A 16276-nucleotide genomic window follows, 5' to 3' on the forward strand; every position below is an offset into this window, starting at 1 on the left:
CGGTGCCCAGCCGTTCTACCGGGTGCGAGGGCAGAACTCGGCGGCGAGCAGGGCCGGTTCGAGGCGGGGGTCTGCGATCGCGTCCGTGGTCACCCGGAAGGTGAGGACACGGCGGCCGTCGGCGGTGGCTGCGCTGCGCACGTAGCTCCCGGATATCCGGCCGTTGTGCCCCCACACGGAGGTGCCGCACGGCAGCTTCACCGGAAACAGTCCCATGCCGTACGAGCCGTGTGCGGCACGGGTGTCGAGCATCTCGCGCAGCCAGCGCGAGGGCAGCAGCCGGCCGCCGAGCAGGGCCGCGTAGAAGCGGTCGAGGTCGGCCAGCGTGGTCACCAGCTCACCCGCCGCGCCGGCCACGCGCGGGTCGAGCTCGGTGACGTCGGATCCGTCGGCCGCGTAGGCGCGGCCGTGCGGCGAGGGCAGCGACCGGCGGGACCCGGGAAAGGAGGTACCGGTCAGACCCAGCGGAGCGATGACGCGGCGCCTGGCCTCGGCGGCGTAGGAGTGACCGGTGACCTGGCGGACGACCAGGCCGAGCAGGACGTAGTTGGTGCTGGAGTAGGAGTAGCGGCCCGGACGGGCCGGAGGGAGGGAGAGCGCGATGCGTACCGCCTGAAGCGGAGTCAGGGGCACGGTGCCTCCGGTGGCTTCGGTGAAGTCGGCCAGCCCGCTGGTGTGCGTGAGCAGGGACCGCAGGGTGATGCGCCGGCCGTCGGCGCCGCGCCCGCGGAGCAGTCCCGGCAGGTGCTGCTCCACGGTGTCGGACAGGGAGAGCCGGTGCTCCGCGGCCAGCTGGAGCACCACCGTCGCGACGAAGGTCTTGGTGATGCTGCCGGCCCGGAAGTGGTCGGCGCGGGCGATGCCCTCACCGGCGGCCGCGTAGCGCAGGCGCACCCCGTCCGTGCCGGCGTCCCGGACCAGCAGGGCCGCGGCGGGTGCGCCACCGTCGCCGGTGAAGAACGGCAGGACCGAGTCCGTGGCGGCGGCCGGGGTGGCGTCCTGGGAGGCGGCCGGGGCCAGCAGCAGCGCCAGACACACCGGTATGGACAGGACTGTCCGAAGCGTCGGCATCCCGGTTCCTCCCTTCTTACGACCCATCATCCCGGTAAGCGGAATGCCATCTTCAGGGGGGCTCCGGAACCGCGGAGGGCCGGGCGGGGCCAGTGGCAACCCTGGGCGTCGGGCACTTGTCGGGTGAGAGACAATGGAGGCTCTGTCAGGGCGGGTTGTATGAGGGGACGCATGTCGGAGGCGGAGCGGGCGGGTACATCTCGTCAGGAGACTCGTCAGGACAAGAGCGAGCGGCGTCTCCTCGCCGGGCGGTACCGGCTGGGAGACGTGCTGGGCCGGGGCGGTATGGGCACGGTCTGGCGTGCCGAGGACGAGACTCTGGGCCGGACGGTCGCCGTCAAGGAGCTGCGGTTCCCGTCGAACATCGACGAGGAGGAGAAACGGCGCCTGATCACGCGCACCCTGCGTGAGGCCAAGGCGATCGCCCGGATCCGCAACAACAGCGCGGTGACGGTCTTCGACGTGGTCGACGAGGACGACCGGCCGTGGATCGTCATGGAGCTGGTCGAGGGCAAGTCCCTGGCCGAGGTCATCCGCGAGGACGGCCTGCTGGAGCCGAGGCGCGCCGCCGAGGTGGGGCTCGCCATCCTCGACGTGCTGCGCTCGGCGCACCGGGAGGGCATCCTGCACCGGGACGTGAAGCCGTCCAACGTCCTCATCGCCGAGGACGGCCGGGTCGTGCTCACCGACTTCGGCATCGCGCAGGTCGAGGGCGACCCGTCCATCACCTCCACCGGGATGCTCGTCGGCGCCCCCTCCTACATCTCGCCGGAGCGGGCCCGCGGCCACAAGCCGGGCCCGGCGGCCGACCTCTGGTCGCTCGGCGGTCTGCTGTACGCGGCCGTCGAGGGCACGCCGCCCTACGACAAGGGATCGGCGATCGCCACGCTCACCGCGGTGATGACCGAGCCGCTGGAGGAGCCGAAGAACGCGGGCCCGCTGCGGGACGTCATCTACGGCCTGCTGACCAAGGACCCGGCCAAGCGGCTCGACGACGCCGGGGCCCGGGCCATGCTCAACGCGGTGATACGCGCGCCCGAGCCGGAGCCGATGGACGCCACGCGGGTGGTGCCGCTGCCGGTGCAGCCCGGCGGGCCGGAGGGCAGGCGGGGCGAGGAGCCCGGGGAGAAGCTGCGCGGCGCGCTGCGGTCGGTCCGCAAGGCGGCCGGGGTGGCCACCGGCGCGGCGTCGGCGCGGGCGAAGAGCAGCAACGCGCCGGCCGCCCCGGGTGCGAGCGGCACGCTGGGCGCCGGGGGCGCGGTCTCCGGTGGGACACGACCCGGTGCGCCCGGTGCGCCCGGTGGGCCGGTGGCCGGGTCCGGTGGCCGGCCCGGGGGTCCGGTGCCGGGTGGTGCGGGTGCGCAGAACTCCGGCGCGGGGAAGACGAGTTCCGGCTGGCCCGTGGTGCCGCCGCCGGACCTGGACCTGCCGCCGCGGCCGGTGCCGAGGGCGCCGCTGACCGACGTGGTGCCCAGGCGCACGCTGATCGTCATCGCCGTGATCGTCATCCTCGCGGTGCTCGGGACCGTCCTGGCCGTCGCCCTGAGCGGCGACGACGGCAAGGGCGACAAGAGCGGGGCCAAGGCCGCCACCAGCGCCAGTGCGTCCGTGAAGCGGGACAAGAAGACGGGGAGCGGCACGGACACCGCGAAGCGGACGGACGGGGCGAGTTCGGCGACCGCCGGTAGCGCGGGGCCGGACGGCGCGGCGGAGGCCGAGGCGAGCCGGTCCGCCGAAGGCTCCGACTCCGACACGTCCGGCTCCTCCGGGTCCAAGGACGGCGGGACCGCCCCGGTGGTCTCCACCCGCAAGGGCGGCCAGGGCTACTCGATCGGGCTGCCCGAGGGGTGGAAGTTCCGGTCCACCGGGAGCACCGGCGACCGTTACACCGGGCCCGACGGGCAGAAGCTGCTCGTCGCCTGGACGGGCACGCCCAAGGGCGACCCGGTGGCGGACTGGAAGAACCAGGAGCGCTACATGGTGCGGGCCCAGTACCACCGGATCCGTATCGAGAAGGTGGACTACCGCGACTGGAACACCGCCGACTGGGAGTTCACGTACGTCGACGGGGGCACCGGCTACCGCACGATCGACCGGGGTTTCGTGGTGAACGACCACCTCGGTTACGCGCTGATGTACACCGCGAAGGACGCCGACTGGCACGGCGATCTGCGCAAGGACACGTGGAAGACGTTGACGAAGTCCTTCGCGCCCAAGTCGTAGGCGTACGGAGCCGGTTTGGTGCGTGAGAATCCGTCATCCTCTCAATGCGGGTTGCCTGCGGCACGTATCGTGAAGGATCGCGGACCGTACGCAGCCGCATGCGTGTGCGAAACGGACCGTGAGGCGATCGGAGATGACCAACCGGGCGGCCGGGGGAGGCACAGTGGACGACTACGCGGGTCGGGTGCTCGCCGACCGCTACCGCCTGCCACTGCCGCCGTCCGACGAGTACGAGCTCACCGAGACCCGCGCCTTCGACACCTACAGCGGTCAGGAAGTCCTCGTCCGGCAGGTGCCGTTGCCGGAGGTCGTCGAGGCCGAGGTGCTCGACGCGGAGGGGCTGCCCGAGGGGTTCACCGCACGGCAGCGCGGCCGCCGGGCGCCCGAGGCCAGGAGCGCCACCCGGCAGCCGGCCGATCCGGCGGTGCGGCGCGCCGTCGAGGCCGCGCAGGCCGCGGCCGGCATCCCCGACCACCCGCGTCTGGACCAGGTCTTCGACGTGTTCGCCGAGGGCGGGTCGCTGTGGATCGTCAGCGAACTGGTGGCCGCGCGACCGCTGGCGGCACTGCTCGCCCAGCAGCCGCTGTCGCCGTACCGGGCGGCCGAGGTCGCCTCCGATGTGCTCATGGCGCTCCGGGTGCTGCACGCCCACGGCTGGGTGCACCGCAACATCACCGCCCGCACCGTCCTGGTCTGCGACGACGGCCGCGTGATGCTCACCGGTCTGGCGGCCGGCGCGGCGGAGGAAGCGCTGTGCGGGTACGACCCGGTGCCGGCGCCGGACGAGGGCGTGGCGGAGGGGTTCGGCGGTGAGCCGGCCCCCGCCGACGACCCCCTGGGCTTCGGCCCCGGCACGGCAGCCACCGGGGTGCCCGGCGACCCGGCCGCGGACCTCGACCCCGAGGCCGCCCGGCGGGCCGCCATCCAGGCGCGGGCGGCCGGCGGGCTCCCGGTCCCGGACGCGCACGGGGTGTCCGGTCCGGCGGCGCAGCCGGCCCTGGAGAGCGGCGCCGACATACGCGCCGCCCGGGCCGGAGCCATCGCCGCGTACCGCGCGGGCGCCCGCGCGGCCTCCCGCGTGCACGAGGCCCAGCAGAGCGGGCGCGCCGCCCTGCCCGGGGCCCGTCCGTCCGTCGAGGGCGGCAGTGGCGCGGGGGCGGCGGAGGGGCCCTCGTCGTACCCGTACGCCCCGGATGCGGGCAGCGCCGTGCCGCCCGGTCGGATAGCCGACCCCTACGGGGTCCGCGGTGCCCCCTGGCACGGCGCGGCACCGCGCACCGGAGCCGGCGGCACGCCCCCGGCCCTGGGCGGCGGTGCGCGCCCGCCGGGGCTGCCCGCGGCGGATCCCCGGCCGGGACACGTCTCCGTCCCGGGCCAGGGTCACGGCCCGGGGCAGCCCCCGGGTGCCGAGCCGGCGTCCGGGGCCGGCCATCAGGGCGCCGACCCCGCCGTGCCCGCCCGGACGGGCGGCCGGTGGGACGAGCCGGGTGCCGTACGCCGCGGGCCCGGGACCGCCCTCGCCGCCGAGCGGGCGCGGCAGGTGCGGATGACCGTGGTGGGACCGGTGACCGAGCGCTGGGCGCCGGAGCAGGCCGGGCCCGTGCACGAGAACTGGCAGCTGGCGGCGCCGATCGGCCCGGCCACCGATCTGTGGGCGCTGGGCGCCCTGCTGTTCCGGGCCGTGCAGGGGCATGCGCCGTACCCGGAGGAGTCGACGGCCGAGCTGGTGCAGCTGGTGTGCTCCGAGCCGCCCGCCTTCGCCGAGGAGTGCGGTCCGCTGCGCCCGGTCGTGGAGTCGCTGCTGCGTCAGGACCCCACCGAGCGGCCGGACGTGGAGGAGCTGAGCGGCTGGCTGCGGTCGCTGGTGCGGTCCGCGCCCGAGCCGGACGCCGGTACCCGTGTCGTGCCGGTGCCGCCCGCCGACCCGAGCCGGCTGCCGATCGTGCGGCGCCGCGGCGAGCTGGTGCGCCGGCGGCGCGCCGGACTGCCCGCGGCCCATCCGCACGGCCGGCACAAGCGGGCCCGGGAGGGCGCCCGTTCACCGCGCAGCCTCGGCCGGATCCTCCTCCTGCTGATCCTGCTCCTGCTGGCCGGCGCGATCGCGTACGCGATGCTGTTCATGCCGAAGCAGGGCGCGAGCGGCGCGGCGGGCGGCGACCGTACGGGCCATGCCGGACAGGGGAGTACCGCGCCCTCGCACACCGGGCAGCCGTCCGGCGGACCGAGCGCGCCGGGCGGCGACGCCTCCGCGCCCGCGACCGAGACACAGACCGGCGGCGACCCCTCCGTCCCCGACGGCTTCACCCTGCGCAAGGACCCGGACGGCTTCCAGGTGGCCGTCGCCGAGGGCTGGGGCCGCAGCCCCAAGAACGGCAGCGGCCAGGTGGTGTACGCGCACGGGAACTTCGAGCTGATCGTCGTACCGGGCCGGGACGGCACGTCCGGGTACGGCAGCGATCCGATGGTCTACCAGCGGGACAAGGAACGCGAACTGCAGCCGTACCGCGACTCCAGCTGGGCCACGGCCACCGGTCTGCGGACCATCGAGGTGGGCGGACGGACCATGGCCGAGGGCCAGTTCACCTGGACCGACGGGCAGGGCCGGGACCTGTTCGTGCGGAACATGGCGCTGCTGCTGAACGGCCGTTACCACGTCGTCCAGCTGCGCGGCCCGGAAGCCGAGCGCGACGAGGTGACACGGCTGTACGAGCAGGCTACCGCGACGTATCGCTACACCGGTTGAGCAGCGCGTACACGCGGTGGGACGGAGTCGTTCCGGTTCCCCTTCTCGCGCGGAAATGACCATCGTCACAGTGCGGTTTCCTTGGCACCCCGCTGGTTCCCTGCGGGCAGTACGGTCCTTAGTCTGACCCTGTCAAGAGCATTGCGGGGCAACGTGAATCAGATGCAGGGCCTGCTCATAGCGGGCCGCTACCGGCTCGCCGACTCCATCGGCAGCGGCGGCATGGGCCGGGTGTGGCGCGCCCACGACGAGGTGTTGCACCGAAAGGTCGCCATCAAGGAGTTGACCGCCGCGCTCTACGTCTCCGACAGCGACCAGGCCGTCCTGCTCGCCCGGACCCGGGCCGAGGCACGGGCCGCCGCTCGCATCAACCACTCCGCCGTCGTCACCGTGCACGACGTACTGGAACACGACGGCCGCCCGTGGATCGTGATGGAGCTGGTCGAGGGCGCCTCGCTGGCCGACGCGGTCAAGGCGCGGGGCCGGGTCGAGCCGCGGGAGACCGCGCGGATCGGGCTGTGGGTGCTGCGGGCGCTGCGCGCCGCGCACTCCGCCGGGGTGCTGCACCGGGACGTCAAGCCGGGCAACGTGCTGCTCGGCGACGACGGCCGGGTCCTGCTCACCGACTTCGGCATCGCCCAGATCGAGGGCGACACCACCATCACCCGCACCGGGGAGGTGGTCGGCTCGGTCGACTACCTGGCGCCCGAACGGGTGCGCGGCCACGATCCCGGGCCGGCCTCCGACCTGTGGGCGCTCGGCGCCACGCTGTACACGGCGGTCGAAGGGCGCTCGCCGTTCCGGCGCACCTCGCCGCTGAGCACCATGCAGGCGGTGGTCGAGGAGGACATGGACGAGCCGCGGCACGCCGGCCCGCTCGCCCCGGTCATCGCCGCGCTGCTGCGCAAGGATCCGGCCGGGCGGCCGGGCGCGGAGGAGACCGAGCAGATGCTCGCCGAGGCGGCGGAGGGCCGCCGCCCGCGCGCCGCACAGGCGTTCCTCCCGACCCAGAGCTCTGGTGTCCACACGTCCCTCGGCCGGGGCCCGGGCACGCCCGCCCCCGGCGACACCCCGGCCGCCGGCCAGGGCCGGGGCACGTCGGGCGGGGCCTACGGCGCCGGGAGCGGGATGCCGGGTGCCGGCTACGGCTCGGGCTCCTCGGGCGGGAACTACGGCTCCGGTTCCGGGACGGCGGCCGTCGAGTACGGCCCCCGCTCCGGGACTTCGGCCCCGGAACACGGCTCGGGTGCCGCGGCCGCCGGGTACGGCGCCGGGTCCGCCGCCTCCGGCTACGGCTCCGGGGCGGCCGGTCCCGGCTACCGCGCCGGGACGGCCGGTGCCGGCGGGGGCCGTTCCGTGACCGGTCCGACGGCCGTCGCACCGGCGGACGGCGCGTCCGCGGCCCGTGGGCCGGCACGGGCCCGCCCCCGCCGCCGGCTGCGCACGCTCGCGCTGGTCGTCGCCCTCGCGGCGGTGCTCGGCGGTGCCGGCGCGGTGGTGATCCAGCAGTGGGGCGGCACGGACAGCGGGTCCCGCGGCGGTACGAGCCCGGCGCCGGCGCCCGCCGACAGCGACACGCCCGGCGCCGACGGCGCGAACCCGGCCGGCTGGACGACGTACCACGACCCGCTGGGCTTCAGCCTGTCCCTGCCCAAGGGCTGGAAGCGCAGGGTGTACAGCGACGACGGCGACCTCAAACAGATCGACTACACGCCCGACAAGGGCCTCCACTTCGTCCGCGTCGCCATCGACCGCTCATCCGACTTCGCCGACGCCCTCAGCCACCAGAAGGACCTGGAGCAGCAGCTCCACCGGCTGGTCGACTACCGGCGCGTCACGATGGAGGAGAACCTCTACCGCGACCGCAAGGGCGCGCGCTGGGAGTACACCTGGACCGCGCTGAAGAAGGACGAGCCGTTCGTGGACGGTCCGCGCCACGCGGTCGAGGAGACGTACTTCTCGCGCGAGGGCACCGAGTACGCGATCTACATGTCCTCGCCGGCCGGTGACTGGGCGACGACCAGCAAGCAGTTCACCTGGGTGCTGCGCAGCTGGCAGCAGCCCGACGAGGGCTGAGCCCGCCGGGCCGGCGCGCCCGAGTCGGCCGAAAATGGCTGGCTGCGCGGTGTGTCTTGGCCGGGCGGTGCCCCGGAGGGCGGGCGTCCCGTGCGGCATGATGGGGCGCATGGGGACCGAGGGAGCCGGCTTCCGGCTGATCGCGGGCCGTTACCGCCTGGAAGAACGCATCGGGCGCGGCGGCATGGGCGTCGTGTGGCGGGCGAGCGACCAGGTGCTGGGGCGCCAGGTGGCGGTCAAGGAACTCCTCCCGGACGACGCGCTCCCGGACGACGACGCGCGCCGCCGCCGTGACCGTACGTTCCGCGAGGCCCGCGCGGTCTGCCAGTTGCGGCACCCGCACATCATCGTCGTGCACGACGTGGTCGAGCAGGACGGACGGCCGTACCTCGTCATGGAGCTGATCGACGGCGGCTCGCTCGCCGAACGGGTCGCCCGGCACGGCCCGGTGGACGCCGCCGAGGCCGCGCGGATCGGGGTCGCCCTGCTGAGCGCGGTGCGCACCGCGCACGAGGCGGGGGTGCTGCACCGGGACATCAAGCCCGCGAACGTCCTGATCGAGTCCGGCACCGACCGGGTCGTCCTCACCGACTTCGGGATCGCGCAGGTCGAGGGCGCCACCACGCTCACCGAGACCGGCTCCTTCGTCGGCTCGCCCGAGTACACCGCGCCGGAGCGGATGTCCGGGCTGCGCACCGGGCCGGAGTCCGACCTGTGGTCGCTGGGGGCGCTGCTGTGCACGGCGCTCAGCGGCGAGTCGCCGTTCCGGCGCGACTCGCTCGGCGGCATCCTGCACGCCGTCGTCACCGACGACATCCGCCCGCCGGCCGAGGCCGAGCCGCTGCTGCCCGTCGTACTGGGCCTGTTGGAGCGGGACCCGGACCGGCGGCTGGGCGCGGCGGACGCCGAGCGGATGCTGCGGACCTACCTGGAGACCGGCCGGACGCCGGACGCGCCGGGCCGGAGCACCACGGGGGCGCACGGCGGCGGGCTCATCCACCGGATCGGCGCCGGCCGCACGCCGAAGCCCCCGGCGCCCTACTCGCCGACCCAGCTGGACCTGCCGTACGGCACCCCGCAGCCGCCCGCCCCGGCCCGGACACCCGGGGACGCGGCCCCGGCCCGGTCCTCCCGGCGCGCGGTCCTGGTGGCGGCGCTGCTCGTCGCCGCGCTGGCCGGTGCCGGCGTGTCGGCCGCCGCGCTGCTGCTGCACCGGGGCGGGGACGGGGGCGGCGGCACCCCGGGCGGTACGGCGACGACCCCGGCGACCCGGACCGGCACGGGAGGTACGGCCGGGTCGCCCACGCCGACCGGGACCCGGCCGGCACCGACGCCCACCCCCAGCGCCGACTCGCACACCGCGCCCTCCGGGTACCGCACGGCCCGGGACCCGGCCGGCTTCTCCCTCGCCGTACCGGAGGACTTCACCCGCAGTCCGCAGGGGCAGCGCGTCTTCTACCTCTCGCCGGGCCAGACCTTCCGCCTGGGCGTCCGGGTCGGCGGCTCCCAGCCGGGCGGCCCGGAGGCGGCGATGAGCCGCGCCGCCGCCGACGGCCCCTCCACCAACCCCGGTTACCACGACGGCCGGGTCATCCGGACCACACACGACGGACACCCGGCCGCGCTCTGGGAGTTCACCTGGGACGGCTTCAGCGCGGCCGAGGGCCCGCGGCACACCTACGACCTGTGCTGGGAGGAGAACGGGCTGCTGTACGACGTGTGGGTGTCGGCGCCGGTCGGGAAGGTGCGGGAGGCCCGGGAGTACTTCGACGTGGCGGTCGGCACCTTCTCGGTCACGGGTGTGTGACCGGTTCGCCGTCGTGGTGGCTGCGGGCGGCGGGGGCACGGTAGAGATGACGCATGAGCAGTGACGGGGGAACCGGCCACGCGGCCGACGACACGACGAGCTTCGTTCTGCAACCGCCCCGGCCACGGACCGGTTTGCAGCCCCAGCCGCAGCCCGGGCCGGCCGCGGAACCTCCCGAGGACCCGGGCACCGGCCGGCTCGTCGCGGGCCGTTACCGGCTGCTGGGCAAGCTGGGGCACGGCGGCATGGGCACCGTGTGGCGGGCCAAGGACGAGATGATGGACCGTGAGGTCGCCGTCAAGGAGCCCCGGGTACCGGACCACCTCCCCGAACGGGAACGGGCCAACGCCTTCGAGCGGATGCGCCGCGAGGCCCGCGCGGCGGCCCGTCTCGACCACCCCGCCGTGGTGAACGTGTACGACGTCGCGGTCGTCGACGGCCGCCCCTGGATCGTGATGGAGCTGGTCCACGGCCGCACCCTCGGCAGCGTGCTGCGGGACGGCACGCTGGACCCGCGCGACGCGGCCCGGATCGGCCTCCAGGTGCTCGGCGCGCTGGAGGCGGCGCACGCGGCGGGCGTCCTGCACCGGGACGTCAAGCCCGAGAACATCCTGCTCGGCCGGCACGACCGGGTGGTGCTCACGGACTTCGGCATCGCGCAGATCGAGGGCGACCCGCGGCTGACGGACACCGGCGGCTTCGTCGGCTCGCCCGAGTTCATCGCGCCGGAACGGGTGCTCGGGCAGCGGCCCGGCCCGGCGAGCGACCTGTGGTCCCTGGGCGTGGTGCTGTACACGGCGACGGAGGGCGTGTCGCCGTTCCGGCGCAGCAACACGCCGGCCACACTCCAGTCCGTCCTCAACGCCGTCCCGGCCCCGTCCGCGTCCGCCGCCGGCCCGCTGGCCGAGGTCGTCGGCGGGCTGCTCCACAAGGACCCCGCCCACCGCCCGTCCGCCGACCGGGTCCGCGCGCTGCTGACGCGGGCGGCCGAGCCCCCGGCGCCCCCCGCCCCGACGGCGCCCCCGGCCGCCCCCCGCTCCCGCCGCCGGGGCCGGATCGCCTGGCTCTCGGCCGGTGCGGTGGCGGTCGCGGTAGCGGTCACCGCGTACCTCCTGCTCGCCGGTCCCTCCACGGGGCCGCTGCCCGACGGCTGGACGAGGAAGCGGGAGGGCGGACTCGGCGTCACGCTCGCCGTCCCGGCGGGCTACCAGGTCGCCCGGCCCGGCAAGGACGACAGCGACCGGAACTGGGTGACGTACTGGGACTGGAGCGGGAGCATCTGGGTCCGGCTGCACCTGGACCGCAAGGCGGACGACTCCCTGGCCCGGATCAGGTCCAGCGCGCGGGCCCAGATGTACGACGACAACGAGAAGTTCAAGAGCCAGGGCGACTACAGCCTGGGCATGAACCAGGCCACGAAGACGGTCCCGGACGCGGAGGCCACGTACCACGGCCGGCAGGCCGCCCGGAACACCGTCACCTACCCGGGCGCCGACCAGTACAGACGCCCCCGGGAACTGAGCATCTTCTACTACCGCAGCACCTCCGGCGACATGTACGAACTGGCCGTCGGCTACCCGGCCAAGGGCGACTTCACCGCCCGGGGCCGGGAGGTGGCGAAGGCGGCGATCGCCAACCTGGAGATCAGGAGGCCCTGAGCCCCCGATAGGCGCTCGGGGTGATCCCGAACTCCCGGCTGAACGCGTGCGACAGGGCGTACGGGCTGCCGTACCCCGTCTCCCGCGCCACCGTCGCGAGCGGCGCGTCGGTCTCGCGCAGCCGGGTCGCCGCCAGCGTCAGCCGCCACCAGGTGAGGTACGCCATCGGAGGCCGGCCGACCAGCGCGGTGAAGCGGCGCGCCAGCGTGGCCCGGGACACGCCCGCCTCGGCGGCCAGCCGTCCGGCCGTCCAGGGCGCCGCCGGTTCGGAGTGCACGGCGCGCAGCGCGGCCGTCGTCACCGGGTCGTTCAGCACCGCCGGCCACGCCCCCGTCTCCGCCTCGGCCATCCACGCCCGGACCAGGTAGACCAGGAGCAGGTCCAGCAGGCTGGGCAGGGCGAGGCAGCCACCGGGCCGGCGATCCGCCAGCTCGCGCGCCAACAGGTCGACGGCCGCACGCAGTTCCGGGTGGGCGCCCGCCCGGTGGGGCAGATGCACCACCTGCGGCAGCTCCGCCATCAGCGGATGGGTACGGCTGCGGTCGAGACGGTACTTGCCGCACAGCAGCTCCACCTCGGGGCCGGGCCCGGGAGGCCGTACGGCCGTGTCCCGCACCTCCTCGAAGGGCACCGCCCGCCGGACCTCCGCCGGCTCCGCCGCCGCGTGCGCCAGCACGTGCCCGGCGCCGTGCGGCAGCAGCACCACGTCCCCCGGGCCGAGGGCGACCGGCGCGCCGCCCCCGTCCGGCAGGAGCAGGCAGGAGCCGCCCAGCACCACGTGGAAGCCCGCGCCCTCGTACGGCGCCAGCCGGACGCACCAGGCACCGGCCACCCGCAGCCGGTTCGAGGAGGGGCTGCCCACCCGTACCGCCGCGATCGCATCACTGACCACATCCATGAGACGACAGCGTATGCGAACGAGCCTGTCGCGCATGGAAACGCTCATCGCGGGCTCCTAGGGTCATGGGTATGACTGATGACCACGTGCAGGGTTTCCAGATCGGTGACGTCGAGGTGCTCCGCATCGTCGAGTGGCAGGGGCCCTACGTGCCCGCCGCCGACCTGGTGCCGGGGTGCGGGCCGGAGGTGTGGGAGGCCCATGCGGCGCAGCTCGTCCCCGACCACCGGGAGGCGGGCGGGGACCGGGCGGTGGTGACGCTACAGACCTGGGTGCTGCGTACCGGCGGACGGACCGTGCTGGTCGACACCGGGGTCGGCAACGGCCGCGACCGCCCCGGCAACCCGCTCTTCCACCGGCGGCAGGGCGACTTCCTGGCCCGGCTGCAGCGTGCGGGCATCCGGCCGGAGGACGTCGACGTCGTGATCAACACGCATCTGCACGCCGACCACGTCGGCTGGAACACCCTGGACGCCGGCGGTGAGTGGGTGCCGTCCTTCCCGGGCGCCCGTTATCTCCTCCCGGCCGCCGACGACCGCCACTTCGGCCCGGCGGGCGGCTACGGGGGCGGCGCGCGGCCCGTGGACCGGCTGGTCTACGAGGACAGCGTCGCGCCCGTGCACCGGTCCGGGCAGGCGGTGGTGTGGGAGGACACGTACCGCGTCGACGAGCACCTCGTGCTGGAGTCCGCCCCCGGGCACACGCCGGGCTCCGCCGTCCTGCGGGTCGAGTCCCGCGGCGAACGCGCCGTGTTCGTCGGCGACATGCTGCACAGCCCGGTGCAGATCCTGCGGCCCGAGTGCAGCAGCTGCTTCTGCCTCGACCCGGGGCAGGCGGCGCGGACTCGGCAGCGGGTCCTGCAACGGGCGGCGCGGGAACGGGCGTTGGTGGTGCCGGCGCACTTCGGCGGGGCCGGGGCGGTGGAGGTGCGGGAGGCCGCGCACGGCTTCAGCCTGCACCGGTGGGCCGCCTGACCGCCCGCCCCCGTCCGCCGGCCCCGCTTCGCGAGCCCCCGCTTCGACAACGGCCCGCCGCGCGCGGTACTCATGGGGCATGACCGAAGACGGCGAACACCCGCCCGGCGCACGTCTGATCGGCGGCCGTTACCGGCTGGCCGGACGCCTCGGCGCCGGGCCGGCCGGGATCGTGTGGCGTGCCCGGGACGAGCAGGGGCAGGGGGAGGTCGCCGTCAAGGAGCCGCTGCTGCCGGGCGATCCGGCCGCCGACGAGATCGTCGGGCGGCTCGCGCACCGGCTGCACCACGAGGCCCGGGCCGCCACCCGGGTGCGGCACCCCTCGGCGGTGACGGTGTACGACGTCGTCACCGAGGCCGGAATCCCCTGGATCGTCATGGAGCTGGTGCCCGGTGAGTCCCTGCGCGAGGTGCTGCGGCGGGGATCGCTTCCGCCCGCCGAGGCCGCGCGCATCGGGCTCGCGGTGCTCGGCGCGCTGCGCGCCGCCCACGCCGTCGGCATCGTGCACCGGGACGTCAAGCCGGCCAACGTCCTGCTGGAGTCCGGCACCGGGCGGGTCGTCGTCACCGACTTCGGTATCTGCGGAGGGCACGCGCCGGACGCGCCCGCCGGTTTCGCCGCTCCCGAGCGGGCGGCCGGTCCCGGCGCCGGCCCGGCGAGTGACCTGTGGTCCCTGGGCGCGCTGCTGCGGGCGGCCCTGGGGGGCACGGACCCCGGCCCGCTGGGCCCGCTGCTGGACCGGCTGCAGGCCGACGAGCCGGCGGCGCGACCGGACGCGGCGGAGGCCGAGGCCGCACTCCGCGCCTACCTGGGCCTCACCGCCGTACCGCAACCGCCGGCCGGCCCCGGCCCTGCGCCCGCGGGCACCGCCCCTGCCCCGGCCGACCCCGTGTCCGCGGGCACCGCCCCCGAGTCGGCCACCCCCGACCCCGTGTCCGCAGGTACCGCCCCCGAGGCCCCCGCCGCCGCGCCGCCCGCTCCGGCGTCCCGCCGCACCCCCCTGGCCGCGCTCGGCCTGCTCCTCGCGAGAAAAAGCGAAGCCGACTGATCGTTCCCGCTGCCTGCCCCCTCAACGCCCTGATCAGCGCGTTCTCTGCCAGTGATCACTGGCAGTGTGTGAGCGGTCCGTGAATCCCCGTTACCGACGGGTACACAAAGCCCCCGCCGCGGCATACCCTGCGCGTCATGACGGACACGCAGGCCCCGGACATCGCCGGTACCAACCCGCTCGCGCCCGCCCCGGAAGGCGCCCGCACCGCCGCCGACGTGGTCACCCCGGAGTTGGTGGCGCAGCTCACCAAGGGCGTCGTCGGCTCCGGCCGGACCGCCAACCACACCCCGTTCACCGGCGAGAAGCTGGCCGACCTGCCCGAGTCCACCCCCGAGGACGTCGGCAACGCCTTCGAGGCGGCCCGCGCCGCCCAGGCCGTATGGGCGAAGGTCCCGGTCCGGCAGCGGGCCGCCGTGCTGCTCCGCTTCCACGACCTGCTGCTGGAGCGGCAGGCCGAGGTCCTGGACCTGGTCCAGCTGGAGACCGGCAAGGCCCGTCTGCACGCGCACGAGGAGGTCCAGGCCGTCGCCGTCGCGGCGCGCCACTACGGCCGCCGGGCCGCCGCGTATCTCAAGCCCAAGCGGCACGCCGGCGCCATGCCGACCCTGACGAAGGTCACCGAACTGCGCCACCCGCGCGGGGTCGTGGGCCAGATCGCCCCCTGGAACTACCCGCTGGAGCTGTCCGTCGGCGACGCCCTGCCCGCCTTCGCCGCCGGCAACGCCGTCGTGATGAAGCCGGACACCGAGACCTGCCTCACCGCGCTGTGGGCCCGTGACCTGCTGATCGAGGCCGGGCTGCCCGACGGTGTGTTCCAGGTCGTCCTCGGCGAGGGCCCGGTCGTCGGCCCGGAGCTGGTCAAGCACGCCGACTACGTCTCCTTCACCGGCTCCACCCGCACCGGCCGCGAGGTCGCCGTCGGCGCCGCCGCCCGCCTGGTCGGTGTCTCCCTGGAACTCGGCGGCAAGAACGCCATGCTGGTGCTGGACGACGCCGACATCGAGAAGGCCGCCGCCGGCGCCGTACGGGCCTGCTTCTCCTCCGCCGGCCAGCTGTGCATCTCCATCGAGCGGCTCTACGTCCACGAGTCGGTCGCCGACGCCTTCCTGGAGCGGTTCGCCGCCCGCACCAGGGCCATGCGGCTCGGCACCTCCCTCGCCTACGGCGCCGACATGGGCTCGCTGGTCGGCGAGCGCCAGCTGGAGACCGTCGAACGGCATGTGCGGGAAGCCGTCGCCAAGGGCGCGAAGGTGGTCACGGGCGGCGTGGCCCGCCCCGACATCGGCCCCTACTTCTTCGAGCCCACCATCCTCGACGGCGTCGAGCCCTCCATGGCCGTCTGCGAGGAGGAGACCTTCGGCCCGGTCGTCTCGGTCTACCGCTTCACGAGCGACGACGAGGCCGTCGAACGGGCCAACGCCACGCCCTACGGCCTCAACGCCTCCGTGTGGACGACGAACGCCCGCCGCGGCCGGGACGTCGCCGCCCGCCTGCGCACCGGTACGGTCAACGTCAACGAGGGCTACGCGCCCGCCTACGGCAGCGCCCAGTCCCCGATGGGCGGCATGAAGGACTCCGGCCTCGGCCGCCGCCACGGCTCCGAGGGCATCCTCAAGTACACCGAGGCCCAGACGGTGGCCCAGCAGCGGCTGCTGCCGATGGCGCCCTCGCTGGGGATGGACGACGAGTCCTACGCCCGCTTCATGAGTACGAGCCTGAAGCTGATGAAGGCCTTCCGGTTCCGCTAGAGGCATCAGTTCGCAAACACCCGTTCT

At 75.1% G+C, this 16276-nt stretch carries 10 protein-coding genes; 8 read left to right on the plus strand and 2 right to left on the minus strand.

Features of this window, described 5'->3' with window-relative positions; translation table 11 throughout:
- Positions 1–15: 15 nt before the first annotated feature.
- Positions 16–1071: a serine hydrolase domain-containing protein gene (locus tag S1361_RS23855; protein ID WP_208033810.1), complete on the minus strand. Its 1056-nt coding sequence runs from the start codon at positions 1069–1071 to the stop codon at positions 16–18.
- Positions 1072–1242: 171 nt separating this feature from the next.
- On the opposite strand from S1361_RS23855, the gene S1361_RS23860 reads away from it, so the two are divergent.
- The 5 genes from S1361_RS23860 (at position 1243) to S1361_RS23880 (ending at position 11578) form a co-directional block, all read left to right on the plus strand.
- Positions 1243–3294 (plus strand): serine/threonine-protein kinase, encoded by a 2052-nt coding sequence (locus tag S1361_RS23860; protein WP_208033811.1) that lies wholly within the window; start codon positions 1243–1245, stop codon positions 3292–3294.
- Positions 3295–3427: 133 nt separating this feature from the next.
- The gene (locus S1361_RS23865; RefSeq protein ID WP_208033812.1) at positions 3428–6037 is read left to right on the plus strand and encodes a protein kinase; all 2610 of its coding nucleotides are present in this window, start codon (positions 3428–3430) and stop codon (positions 6035–6037) included.
- A 162-nt stretch (positions 6038–6199) separates the two neighbouring features.
- Positions 6200–8113 (plus strand): serine/threonine-protein kinase, encoded by a 1914-nt coding sequence (locus tag S1361_RS23870; RefSeq protein ID WP_208033813.1) that lies wholly within the window; start codon positions 6200–6202, stop codon positions 8111–8113.
- A gap of 109 nt (positions 8114–8222) precedes the next feature.
- Complete coding sequence (locus tag S1361_RS23875; RefSeq protein WP_208033814.1) at positions 8223–9920, plus strand: protein kinase domain-containing protein; 1698 nt, start codon at positions 8223–8225, stop codon at positions 9918–9920.
- Between the two features lie 53 nt (positions 9921–9973).
- Positions 9974–11578: a serine/threonine-protein kinase gene (locus S1361_RS23880; protein WP_208033815.1), complete on the plus strand. Its 1605-nt coding sequence runs from the start codon at positions 9974–9976 to the stop codon at positions 11576–11578.
- Here S1361_RS23880 and S1361_RS23885 read toward each other — a convergent pair.
- Positions 11565–12476 (minus strand): AraC family transcriptional regulator, encoded by a 912-nt coding sequence (locus S1361_RS23885; protein ID WP_208033816.1) that lies wholly within the window; start codon positions 12474–12476, stop codon positions 11565–11567. The genes S1361_RS23880 and S1361_RS23885 overlap by 14 nt on opposite strands.
- Before the next feature lie 71 nt (positions 12477–12547).
- Here S1361_RS23885 and S1361_RS23890 point away from each other — a divergent pair, with 71 nt between their 5' ends.
- From S1361_RS23890 to S1361_RS23900, 3 genes are all read left to right on the plus strand, one after another.
- A complete protein-coding gene (locus S1361_RS23890) occupies positions 12548–13450 on the plus strand; it encodes an MBL fold metallo-hydrolase (protein ID WP_208033817.1) in 903 nt (300 codons plus the stop codon).
- A 79-nt stretch (positions 13451–13529) separates the two neighbouring features.
- Positions 13530–14498: a serine/threonine-protein kinase gene (locus S1361_RS39905; protein WP_208033818.1), complete on the plus strand. Its 969-nt coding sequence runs from the start codon at positions 13530–13532 to the stop codon at positions 14496–14498.
- Between the two features lie 137 nt (positions 14499–14635).
- Entirely contained in the window at positions 14636–16249 is a 1614-nt protein-coding gene (locus S1361_RS23900) for a succinic semialdehyde dehydrogenase (RefSeq protein ID WP_208033819.1), read from the plus strand.
- Positions 16250–16276 lie beyond the last annotated feature (27 nt).

Source organism: Streptomyces cyanogenus (assembly GCF_017526105.1).
In the GTDB taxonomy this organism is placed as follows: Bacteria; Actinomycetota; Actinomycetes; order Streptomycetales; family Streptomycetaceae; genus Streptomyces; species Streptomyces cyanogenus.

Coding starts and splice junctions, on each gene's coding strand:
- S1361_RS23875 (WP_208033814.1), top strand. CDS start 8,223: ATGGGGACCGAGGGAGCCGGCTTCCGGCTGATCGCGGGCCGTTACCGC.
- S1361_RS23865 (WP_208033812.1), top strand. CDS start 3,428: ATGACCAACCGGGCGGCCGGGGGAGGCACAGTGGACGACTACGCGGGT.
- S1361_RS23860 (WP_208033811.1), top strand. CDS start 1,243: ATGTCGGAGGCGGAGCGGGCGGGTACATCTCGTCAGGAGACTCGTCAG.
- S1361_RS23900 (WP_208033819.1), top strand. CDS start 14,636: ATGACGGACACGCAGGCCCCGGACATCGCCGGTACCAACCCGCTCGCG.
- S1361_RS23890 (WP_208033817.1), top strand. CDS start 12,548: ATGACTGATGACCACGTGCAGGGTTTCCAGATCGGTGACGTCGAGGTG.
- S1361_RS23880 (WP_208033815.1), top strand. CDS start 9,974: ATGAGCAGTGACGGGGGAACCGGCCACGCGGCCGACGACACGACGAGC.
- S1361_RS23855 (WP_208033810.1), bottom strand. CDS start 1,071: ATGCCGACGCTTCGGACAGTCCTGTCCATACCGGTGTGTCTGGCGCTG.
- S1361_RS23885 (WP_208033816.1), bottom strand. CDS start 12,476: ATGGATGTGGTCAGTGATGCGATCGCGGCGGTACGGGTGGGCAGCCCC.
- S1361_RS23870 (WP_208033813.1), top strand. CDS start 6,200: ATGCAGGGCCTGCTCATAGCGGGCCGCTACCGGCTCGCCGACTCCATC.
- S1361_RS39905 (WP_208033818.1), top strand. CDS start 13,530: ATGACCGAAGACGGCGAACACCCGCCCGGCGCACGTCTGATCGGCGGC.